The organism is Streptomyces sp. NBC_00569, assembly GCF_036345255.1.
Classification (GTDB): domain Bacteria; phylum Actinomycetota; class Actinomycetes; order Streptomycetales; family Streptomycetaceae; genus Streptomyces.
Genome location: NZ_CP107783.1, coordinates 997792 through 1008119 on the forward strand (window position 1 = coordinate 997792; position 10328 = coordinate 1008119).

Annotated in this window: 7 protein-coding genes; 2 read left to right on the forward strand and 5 right to left on the reverse strand. The window is 71.3% G+C overall.

Annotated elements, in window-relative coordinates; translation table 11 throughout:
* The first annotated feature begins 18 nt into the window (after nucleotides 1-18).
* Nucleotides 19-1221, forward strand: coding sequence for an ADP-ribosylglycohydrolase family protein (locus tag OHO83_RS04655; protein ID WP_330278732.1), 1203 nt, complete (start codon nucleotides 19-21; stop codon nucleotides 1219-1221).
* On the opposite strand, the gene nhaA is transcribed toward OHO83_RS04655, so the two are convergent.
* From nhaA to OHO83_RS04680, 5 genes are all read right to left on the reverse strand, one after another.
* A complete protein-coding gene (nhaA, locus tag OHO83_RS04660; protein WP_330280717.1) occupies nucleotides 1215-3116 on the reverse strand; it encodes a Na+/H+ antiporter NhaA in 1902 nt (633 codons plus the stop codon). The two genes, OHO83_RS04655 and nhaA, sit on opposite strands and share 7 nt — an antisense overlap.
* 165 nt (nucleotides 3117-3281) lie before the next feature.
* Nucleotides 3282-6434 (reverse strand): GH92 family glycosyl hydrolase, encoded by a 3153-nt coding sequence (locus tag OHO83_RS04665; RefSeq protein WP_330278733.1) that lies wholly within the window; start codon nucleotides 6432-6434, stop codon nucleotides 3282-3284.
* A gap of 254 nt (nucleotides 6435-6688) precedes the next feature.
* Nucleotides 6689-7366 carry a TetR/AcrR family transcriptional regulator gene (locus OHO83_RS04670; protein ID WP_330278734.1) on the reverse strand — a complete coding sequence of 226 codons (678 nt, stop codon included), beginning with the start codon at nucleotides 7364-7366 and terminating at the stop codon, nucleotides 6689-6691.
* Nucleotides 7367-7538: 172 nt separating this feature from the next.
* Nucleotides 7539-8762 (reverse strand): acyl-CoA dehydrogenase family protein, encoded by a 1224-nt coding sequence (locus OHO83_RS04675; RefSeq protein WP_266678608.1) that lies wholly within the window; start codon nucleotides 8760-8762, stop codon nucleotides 7539-7541.
* Between the two features lie 74 nt (nucleotides 8763-8836).
* Nucleotides 8837-9508 carry an HAD family hydrolase gene (locus OHO83_RS04680; protein ID WP_330278735.1) on the reverse strand — a complete coding sequence of 224 codons (672 nt, stop codon included), beginning with the start codon at nucleotides 9506-9508 and terminating at the stop codon, nucleotides 8837-8839.
* 262 nt (nucleotides 9509-9770) lie between these two features.
* Here OHO83_RS04680 and OHO83_RS04685 point away from each other — a divergent pair, with 262 nt between their 5' ends.
* Nucleotides 9771-10301 (forward strand): hypothetical protein, encoded by a 531-nt coding sequence (locus OHO83_RS04685; protein WP_266678604.1) that lies wholly within the window; start codon nucleotides 9771-9773, stop codon nucleotides 10299-10301.
* The last annotated feature ends 27 nt before the right edge of the window (nucleotides 10302-10328 follow it).

The following is a 10328-nucleotide window of genomic DNA, read 5'->3' on the forward strand; positions in this document are numbered from 1 at the left end:
GCGGAACACGCTGCCGCGATGATGGGTGCGACGCCACCGACCACCGTGGAGCTCACCGTGCACACCCGTTCCTGGGCAGACCTCGCCGTCCACCGCAGCCGCGTACGCGGTTGTCTCCTCGGCGGCGCGATCGGTGACGCCCTCGGGTACCCCGTCGAGTTCCTCTCCCTCGACGGCATCCGGGCCACGCACGGTGCGGCCGGGGTCACCGGCCTGGTGGCCGACGCGGACGGTGTGACGGGCCGGATCAGCGACGACACCCAGATGACCCTGTTCACCGCCGAGGGGCATCTGCGGGGGTACTGCCGCACCCGGGACCGGGGCGTCGGCGGCGCCGAGGCAGCCATCGTGCACGACGCGTACCTGCGATGGCTGGAGACGCAGAACCACCCCGGGCCGCTGCCCGAGCAGGACCTGCGCCACCGCATCGGCTGGCTGCGGCACGAGCCCTGGCTGTACGCCCGCCGCGCGCCCGGCAACGCCTGCCTGAGCGGCGTCGAAGCGGGAGTCACCCCCGACCCGTACGGGAAGCCCACCGGTGAGCCGGGGCCGGTGAACCCGGACTCCAAGGGCTGCGGCGCCGTGATGCGCTCCGCGCCTTTCGGTCTGACGGACCTGGGCGCCCGCCGGTCGTTCGAACTCGCCGCCCAGTGCGCCCAGATCACGCACGGACACCCCACCGGCTATCTCGCCTCCGGTGCGTTCGCCGCCCTCATCAGCCACCTCGTGGACGGCGAGTCCCTGGAGGGCGCGGTGCTGCGGACCCTGCGTCTGCTCTCCGGCTACCGGGGCCACGAGGAGACCACGGCCGCGCTGAGCGGAGCCGTCGCGCTCGCCGAGGAAGAGGGCGACGCGACCCCCGAGAGGGTGGAGACGCTCGGCGCCGGCTGGGTGGCGGAGGAGGCCCTCGCCATCGGCGTGTACGCGGCGCTCGCCCGCACCCGGCCGCAGACCTTCCACGTCGGCCGGCAGGGCACGGTGTGCGACCCGAAGCCTCCGCGCACACCGATCGAGGCCGCGTTCCTGCTCTCGGTCAACCACTCGGGCGACAGCGACTCCGCGGGCTCCGTGTGCGGGAACATCCTCGGCGCGCTGCACGGCGACGTACACCTGCCGCACCAGTGGCTGGCCGAGATAGAGGGGCGGACCGCCGTCGCCCGGCTCGGCGACGACATCGCGGCCGAGATCCGGCCCGGCGAGAAGCGTCCCTGGAACTACTGACGCCGGGACCCGCGCCTGCCGGCCAGCACCGCCCGCTCCTTGGCCGCCCGGACCGACGCCGACAGCCCTTCGATGTCGTACGCCCCGTGGTGGCGCCGTCCGTTGACGAAGAACGTGGGTGTGCCCGAGACGCTGCTGAGGTCGGCCGAGTCCAGGTCCTCCGCGACCCGTCCCCCGCCTCTGTGCGCCCGCAGGTCCTTGTGGAACCGGTCGGTGTCCAGGCCGAGTTCACCCGCGTAATTCAGGAGGTCGGTGGCCCGCAGGGCGTCCTGATGGGTGAACAGCAGGTCGTGCATCTCCCAGTACGCGCCCTGCTCCCCCGCCGCCTCGGCCGCCTCCGCGGCGAGCTGGGCGTGCGGGTGCACGTCGTTCAGGGGCAGATGCCGCCACACGTAGCGGATGTCGCCGAAGCCCGCGAGCAGCTCCCGTACGACGGGTTCGGCCTGTCCGCAGTAGGGGCACTCGAAGTCGCCGTACTCGACGACCGTCACGGGCGCGTGCCGTGGTCCGCGCACGTGGTCGCGGTCCGGGTCGACCGGCACGGCCAGGTCGACGATGCCCTCGGCCGTTCCGAGGAGGGCCCGCATCCGGGTGGGGCGGGGCAGGATTCCGATGACCCAGGAGACGAGCCAGGTCATGAGGAACGCGCCGGCCACCGCGCTGAGGATGCCGATCTTCGCCTCGGCCAGCTGGTCGCCGTCGAAGGCGAGGGTGGCGATCAGCAGCGCCACGGTGAACCCGACGCCCGCGATGGCTCCCCCGGCCGCCGTGGCGCCCCAGCCGACGGACGGGCGCAGCAGGCCGCGGCTGAGCCGGGTCGTCAGCCAGGAGGCGCCGACGATGCCGAGCGGCTTGCCCAGGACGTAGCCGATGAGGATGCCCAGGGTGATCGGTGAGCTGAACGCGCGGGCCAGTTCGCCGCCGCTGATCTCGATGCCCGCGTTGGCGAGGGCGAACAGCGGCACGATCACATAGCTGGTCCACGGGTGGTACAGGCGCTGCAACCGCTCGTTGGGGGACAGGGCCGACGCGATGCCGATCCGCACCGATCGCTCCAGTTCGGGGGTCGGCTGCTCGCGGAAGAGCCGGAACAGGCCGCTCGCCCGCTCCAGCGCGGTACGGCTCGCGGGGTAGGCGAAGGTCAGCAGTCCCATGGCGAGGCCGATCACGACGGGGTCCACCCCCGACTCCAGCAGCGCCACCCAGGTCGCGACGGCCAACAGCGCGTACACGCAGCCGCGCCGGGTGCCGGTGGCCCGTACCAGCAGGATCACGCCGAACAGGCCGAGTGCCACCAGGAGGGCCGTGACGTCGATGTGGCCGCTGTAGGCGACGGCGATGACGATCAGCGCCACGAAGTCGTCGACGACGGCCACGGTCAGGATGAAGATGCGCAGGCCGCCGGGCAGCCGGTTGCCGAGCAGGGCCAGCATGCCGAGGGCGAACGCCGTGTCGGTCGACATCGCGGCGCCCCAGCCGTGGGCCGTGCTCTGCCCGGCGTTGACGGCCAGGTAGACGGCGACGGGGACGAGCATGCCGCTGAGTCCCGCGACGAGGGGCAGCGTGACGCGCCGCCGTTCGCGGAGCTCGCCCATGTCGAACTCGCGCCGCGCCTCCAGGCCGACGACGAAGAAGAACAACGTCATCAGGCCGCTGTTGACCCACTCCCGCAGTTCCAGCGACACCCCGGCGGAACCGGCCCGCACGGAGAGGTGCGTCGCCCAGAACTCCTCGTACGTGCCGGGGCCGATGTTCACCCAGGCCAGTGCCGCGAGCGCCGCGACGAGCAGCACGGAGGCACTGCCGGTCTCGGTGCGCAGGAAGTCGCGCAGCGGTGTGCGCAGCTCGTCGCCGTACGTCGTCTGCCCGTCGAACCCCGAGCTCATCGGCGGCATTCCCGTCTCTCGGTGGCCCGCGCGGACCATGGCCGGCGGCTGCTCGGGCGAGCGCCCGAGCGCGGTGAGACGGTAGTTGACGCACGGCGGCACGGACGAATCGACACGGCGACCGCTTTCGAGTGCCCGCCCCGTGAGGCGGGCACTCGATCGGAACGGGCGACCTCAGCCGAGGCCGACCGCGAAGACGTGCAGGTTGCCGTTGTCCGGCAGCGTCACGCTCTTGATGTGCTTCCCTTCCGGTACGTCGTAGGGCTTGGTGGCGAAGACGTACGCGGCGGGCCCGGCGCCCCCGGACTGGTTGCGGTGGTCGGTGCGGGCCACGGTGGTGTTGCCGAAGACGGGGTCCGTCCCGCCGCCCGGCAGCGTCCAGTCGCCGAACGACAGATCCGTGGTGGCGGTGGAGCCGTCGGTGAACGTCACGGTGGCGCTGCCGCGCTGGTCGCTGTGCGTCGCCGAGCCCACGAACAGCAGCTTGCCCGCGTCCTTCGCCCGGTCGGCCAGGTCGATGCGCTGACCCGCGGCGGCGACGTTGTCGGGTCGCCCCTGGGGCGCGGCGGGCCACACGAAGGACGTGCCCGCCACCTCGACGCGCGTACCGCCCTTGAGACCTGCGGCTTCGAGACCCTGACGGGAGTAGGTGTTGCCGTCGCCGTCGTAGTCGCCCTGGCCGCGGTCGGCGTCGTCGGAGGAACCGGTGTTGGCGTACGCGGCCGCGAGACCGCCCTCGGGGGCGACGAGCACGAACACGGAGAGCTGAACGGGCTTGTCCGCCGCCCCCTTCCCACGGACGGTCACCGGGATCTCGTAGTAGCCCTCGGCCGTGCCGGCCGCGGCCTTCACGGACAGGGTGAGTTCGCCCGAGCCGGTCTTCGCGTCGAGGCCGAGCGGCCCGCCCGTGGGTGAGACGGTCAGCCCTTCGGGGGCCTTCGTGGTGACGGTCAGCGTCTTGTCGTGGCCGGCCAGACGCTGACCGTGGACGGTGACCTTCGCCGCGTCGCCGCCGGGGACGGCCGACGCCGCGTTGGGCGTCGCGCCCACGAGGAAGGAACGCTCTCCCGAGCGGTACGACGGTGGCGCGGCCTTCGCGGACGTCGCCCAGGTCTTGTCCGGCGTGCCGGACAGCGTGAAGTCGAGGCGCGCCCCGTCCTTCGCCGCGGACTGCGGGAGGTAGGTGCGCTCCCAGGTGCGGCCGTCGAGCGCGAGCCCGTGGACGTACGGGGCGTCGGCGGACGCCTGCGGGGCGTGGATGTCCAGCTCCCTTCCCTTGCCGGGCAGATCGAGGACCGCGCGCTCGAAGAGCGGGCTGTGCACGGCGAGATCCGGGGTACCGGGTGTCGACGGATACAGGCCGAGCGCGGCCCACACGTACCAGGAGGACTGGGCTCCGAGGTCGTCGTTGCCGGGCTCGCCGTCGGGCGTGGGGCTGAACAGGGTGGTGGCCACGTCGCGCACGGCCTTCTGCGTCTTCCACGGCATGCCCAGGTGGTTGTACACCCACGGCACACCGAAGTCGACCTCGTTCCCCGCCCACATGTAGGGCTCGTTCGGACCCGCGTTCAGCTTCGTGAAGAAGGTGTCGAGGCGGTCGGCGGCCGCGTCGCGCCCGCCCATGGCCGCGATGAGACCTTCGGTGTTCTGCGGGACGAGCCAGTTGTACTGCGCCGCGTTGCCCTCGTCGAAGCCGTCCTGGCCGAACTTGCCCGGGGGCGGCGGCTGGTAGGCCGGGCCGTCCGGGAAGCGGCCGTCCTCGCCGCGCGGCTGGAGGTAGCCGGTGGCGGGGTTGAGGATGTTCTGCCAGTTCTGGCCCCGGCGGGTGAAGGTCGCGGCGGTGTCCTTGTCGCCGGCGGCCTTCGCGAGCTGCGCGATGGCGAAGTCGTCGATCGCCCACTCCAGACTGACGGAGCCGCCCACCCTCTGGTGGTCGCCGCGCGAGGCGTCGTTGTTGGGCATGTAGCCGCGCTCGACGTACTCGCCGATCCCCGGCCGTTCCTTGTACGCGCCTGGGGTGTCGTCCACCGAAGTGGCGCCCTTGACCAGGTACTTCAGCGCCTTCTTGAGGTCGAAGTCGCGGGCACCGAAGGCATAGAGGTTCGCGATGAGTGGGACGGAGTTGTCGCCCGTCATCTGCCCGGTGTAGTCGTTGGCCAGGGGCCAGCGCGGCCACCAGCCGCCCTGTTCGGCATCGTTGACGAGCGACTGCGCCATGTCACTGGCCTGCTTCGGCCACAGCATCGCCTGGAGGGGCGCCAGCGAGCGGTAGGTGTCCCAGTCGGAGAAGTTGGCGTACTGGTTGTGGCCCGCGGGCAGCGTGCGCACCTTGTCGTCGAAGCCGGTGTAGCGTCCGTCGGCGTCGTTGAAGGTGTTCGGGTGCATCAGCGAGTGGTAGAGCGCGGTGTAGAACGTCTTCAGCTCACCGGTGTCGCGCCCGGCGACGCGGATCGTGCCCAGCGTGGCGGCCCACTGGTCGCGGGTCTGCCGGTGCAGTGCGTCCAGGCTCCAGCCCGGCACCTCGGCCGCCATGTTGGCCTCGGCGCCGTCCACGGAGACGTACGACATGGAGACCTTGGCCCGCACCGTGCGCGAGTCGGCCGTCCCGAAGGTGAGGTAGGCGCCCGCCTTGGGGGCGTCCACGGTGTCGCTGTCCTTGGAGACCGTCTTGCCGTCCCAGGTGCCGTGCGCGGTGAACGGGCGGTCGAAGGTGATCGCGTAGTGGACCGTGTACTCGTTGCCCTTGCCACAGAAGTTGCCGGTCGTCGCGGACCCGGTGACCTGCCGGTCGCCGACGACGCGCAGGTCGGCGCGCTTGTTGCCGGAGAGACTGGCGCCGCCCTTCACGAGCACCTGGGCCGCGTCCGCCCCTTCGGGGAACGTGAACTGCGCCAGTCCCGTACGCGTGGTGGCGGCCAGTTCGGCCCGCACCTTCGAGTCTCCCAGCGTGACCGCGTAGTAACCGGGTTCTGCCTTCTCGTCGTCGTGCGAGAAGGACTCGGTCCGGTCCCACGGGGCCGGGCCGACGTCTCCGGTCACGGGCAGGATCGGCACGTCGCCGAAGGCCGTGCAGCCGACCGAGGCGTGGTCGAGGCTGAAGCCGCGGATCTTGTCGCTGTGGTACTGGTATCCGGCGTACGAGCCTGCCGTGTCCGGCGAGAACTGCATCATGCCGAACGGGGCTGCGGGGCCGGGAAAGTTGTTGATCTCGCCGACGCTCGCGCCGCCCCGGCCCGTGCCGATGAGCGGGTCCACGTAGGCGGCGGGGTCGTCCACCAGTGACGGCTTCGCGGCGGCGGCAGCAGGCGAGCCGGATGACGTGGACAACGTTGTCTTCGCCGTTGACAACGTTGTCGACTCGGCGGAGGCCACCGTCGACGCCCCCATCAACAACCCGGCAGCCAGTGCGGCGGCCGCCGCACTGCGGGTTCTACGACTTCTCGGACGAGTCACACATGCCTCCGTGGAATAGGGGCGGCTCAGCCACCACACACTCCGGGAGGGGGTGCCGTTCGGTCAAGAGGCTTGCGGCGATTGTCCTTTGGGCGGCCGAGGTTGCCCTGCCTCGCGTTCCTGTCGCGCTACTCGGCACTCCGGTCGAGCTTGAGGGCATTGGCCCAGAGCGCGGTGGACGTCTCGACCAGCTCGTCGAGCGTGTGGTCCTCACCGAGCCCGTACGCGTAGTAGGCCATGCGGCTCACCATGCCCGAGAGCGCCCGCGCCGCCATGAGCGGGTCGAGGCTGCGGTCCGCGAGCCCGCGGTCCTGGAGGTCCTTGATGGCGCGGGCGTTGCGGTCGGCGAACGCACGGCTCCGGCGCCGTCGCACCTCCCGGAACCCGGAGTCGCCGGCCGCGACCTGATCGAGGATCAGCATCAGCTTCGCGTTGCGTCTGTACGCCTCGAAATAGGCCCGGTTGCTGGCCTCGATCACGCCGACGGGCGAGCTGTCCTCGGGGTCGAGGCGCGGCATGCCCGGGTGCAGCATGTCGTCCTGCGCGACTTCGAGCACGGCCTGGAAGATCTCCTCCTTGCCGGCGAAGTACGTGTAGAAGGTGCCGGTCGAGCAGGCCGCCTCGGCGGTGATGTCGGTGAGGCGCGAGTCCAGATAGCCGTCCCGTTCGAACACGACGCGGGCCGCGGCCACGAGCGCGGCGCGGGTCCGGGCCCCGCGCGCGGTGGCGGGCGGTTCACGCAGGGCGGAGGTGTCCGCGAGCGAGGGGATGCCCTCCCCGTCGGGTGCGTGGCCGCGGGTGGTCATGTCGTGGGGCCTTCCTCTACTGGCTTGTGCTGCTGCTCGCCTGTTCTGCCCGCCGGGCGCTGCGCGCACCGGTGACGGCCGTACGGGAGCGAGGCGATCTTCGCACACCCGCGTGCGCCGATCGCCTCCGTCCTCCCTCGGCCCGGCAGGGCCCCGCACCGGGGCCGGACGGTCAGCCGGTGCGGCCCCACTGCGGCTCCCGGCGGCGAAGTTCCCGCATGGCGATGGTGCGCTTGTGGACCTCGTCGGGGCCGTCGGCGAGGCGCAGGGTGCGCAGATGCGCGTACATGCTGGCGAGCGGGAAGTCGTTGGAGACGCCGCCCCCACCGTGCACCTGGATGGCCCGGTCGACCACCTTGAGCGCGACCTCCGGTGCGGCCACCTTGATCGCGGCGATCTCGGTGCGCGCGTGCCGGTTCCCCACGGTGTCCATCAGGTACGCGGCCTTGAGGGTGAGCAGCCGGACCATGTCGATCTCGATGCGGGCCTCGGCGATCCAGTCCTGCACGTTGGCACGGTTCGCGACCGGCTCGCCGAAGGTCGTACGCGCCTGGGCGCGGTCGATCATCAGGTCGAGGGCGCGCTCGGCCATGCCGACGGCACGCATGCAGTGGTGGATGCGGCCGGGGCCGAGCCGGGCCTGGCTGATCATGAAGCCGTCGCCCTCTCCGGCGAGCAGCGCGGTGACCGGCACCCGGACGTCCTCGAAGACGACCTCGGCGTGCCCCTCGCGGTCCTGGTATCCGAAGACGGGGAGGTTGCGCAGGACGGTGACACCGGGAGTGTCGATGGGCACCACCATCATGCTCTGCTGACGGTGCGTCGCGGCCTCCGGCTCCGTCTTGCCCATCACGATGAGCACCTTGCAGTTCTTGTGCAGAGCGTTGGAGGTCCACCACTTGCGTCCGTTGAGGACGTAGTCGTCGCCGTCCCGCTCCATCCGGAGCTGGATGTTGGTGGCGTCGGAGCTCGCCACGGCGGGCTCGGTCATCGCGAAGGCGGAGGCTATCTCGCCGTCGAGGAGCGGCTTGAGCCACTTCTCCTTGTGCTCGTCGGTGCCGAAGAGCGTCAGCACCTCCATGTTGCCGGTGTCCGGCGCGTTGCAGTTGGTGGCCTCCGGGGCCAGGTGCGCGCTGCGGCCCATGATCTCGGCGAGCGGGGCGTACTCGAGGTTGGTGAGTCCGGGGCCCCACTCGGGGTGGGGGTGGAAGAGGTTCCACAGCCCGCGCTTCTTCGCGTCCGCCTTGAGGTCTTCGAGGATGGGCGGGTGGAAGTGCGGATCGCCCGACTCCGCCATCTGCGCCTCGTAGACCGGCTCCGCCGGGTAGATCCGCTCGTCCATGAAGGCGAGCAGCTTCTCCTGGTACTCCTTGGCCCTGTCGGTCAGCTCGAACACGTGGTTCTCCTCACGGGGATGGATTTCAGGGACCGGCGCGCCGGCGCCGCCGGCCGGCGGGAACGGGGGCCGTGCTACCCGTCTGCCTGCGTTGCCTGTACTGCCTGCGCTTTTGCTGTCGTCACGCCCTGGTGCAGCAAGGCCCTCAACTCCGCGGCGGTCGTGGCCGCTTCGCGGTGGAGGATGCCTGCGAGGCCGGCGCGTCGTGCCGCGACGATGTTGTGTTCGAGGTCGTCGACCATGACGGTCTCGCCGGGTTCGGTGCCCAGACGCTCGCATGCGATGGCGTACGCGCGCCGGGAGGGTTTGCGTACGCCGATCTCCCCGGAGATGACCACGGCGTCGAACATGGACTCCAGGTCGAAGCCCGCGTAACAGTCGTCGCCCAGGGAGTTGGAGAGCAGGCCCACGCGGTGTCCCGCGTTCCGCACTTCGGCGACGAGGTCGAGCATCGCCCGGTCGGGGCGCAGTCCGGCCTGCATCAGGGACAGGAGGCCGGGCCCTTGGATGTCTGCGCCGTGCGCGCGCAGCCGCTCGGCGAAGCCGTCCTCGAACTCACGCTGGCCGAGCCGGCCTTCCTCGTGCTCGACGAGGAGGGCGCCGGAGCGCTCGTCCTTCGCGAGCAGCCTGAGCGGGAGCCGCGGATCCACGCCGAGCGTGGCGCCGAAGGCCTCGAACGCCTCGATCAGGCTGGTGGTCAGCACTCCCCCGAAGTCGAAGAGGACGGCGCTGATTCGGGTACTCAAGAGACAGCCTCCTGGTCGCGGATTCGGCAGGCATGCGCAACGTACCTGAACCCGGACTCAACTTCAATGACACGCGCCCCTGCCCGGTCGTCTGGAAACTCTGGATAAACCGGCATATTCCACGCGTGTCGCTCCGACCCACCCCCACCGGCCCCGGGCGAAAGTGGCCGGACGGCCGACCACTCGCCCCTGACTGCCGGCCCCCTCCGCCCACCCCGTCGCCCCGGCACAGCGCCCCACGGACGCCCACGAGGATCCCGCCATGAAGACCCGCCAGACCCTCCGCCGATGCGGCCGCACCCTGAGCCGTGGCGCCGCCCGGCCCAACGTGCTGTTCGGCGGCGTCTACGGAGCCGTCCTCGCCAGTTCCATGGTCGCCGCGCTCACCCCGTACGGGCGCTCGTCACGCGCGGACCGCCTGTACGACGCCAAGTGGCTCCTGATCACCGCGTTCGCCTCGGCCCTGGCACACGGGTACGCGCACCTCATCGCCCGGCGCGGGGACGAGACCCACCACGGGGCGTTCGCCGCGGTGCGGGCGCTCGCCGAGGAGTGGCCGCTGCTCCTCGCCACCCTGCCGACGCTCGTGATGCTCTTCGGGGCGGGACTCGGCTGGTGGAACTACCCGGGGATCGAGTACGTCGCCCTCGGCTTCAACGTCGTCCTGCTCTTCGGCTGGGGTCTGACGGCGGCGCGGGCCGGCGGAATGACGTGGGCCCGGTCGCTCTTCCTCGGCCTGGGCGACGCGCTGCTCGGCCTGATCGTCGTCGTGGCGAACGCACTGATCAAGTAGCAGGCCGGGCGCCGCGACGGCGGTGCG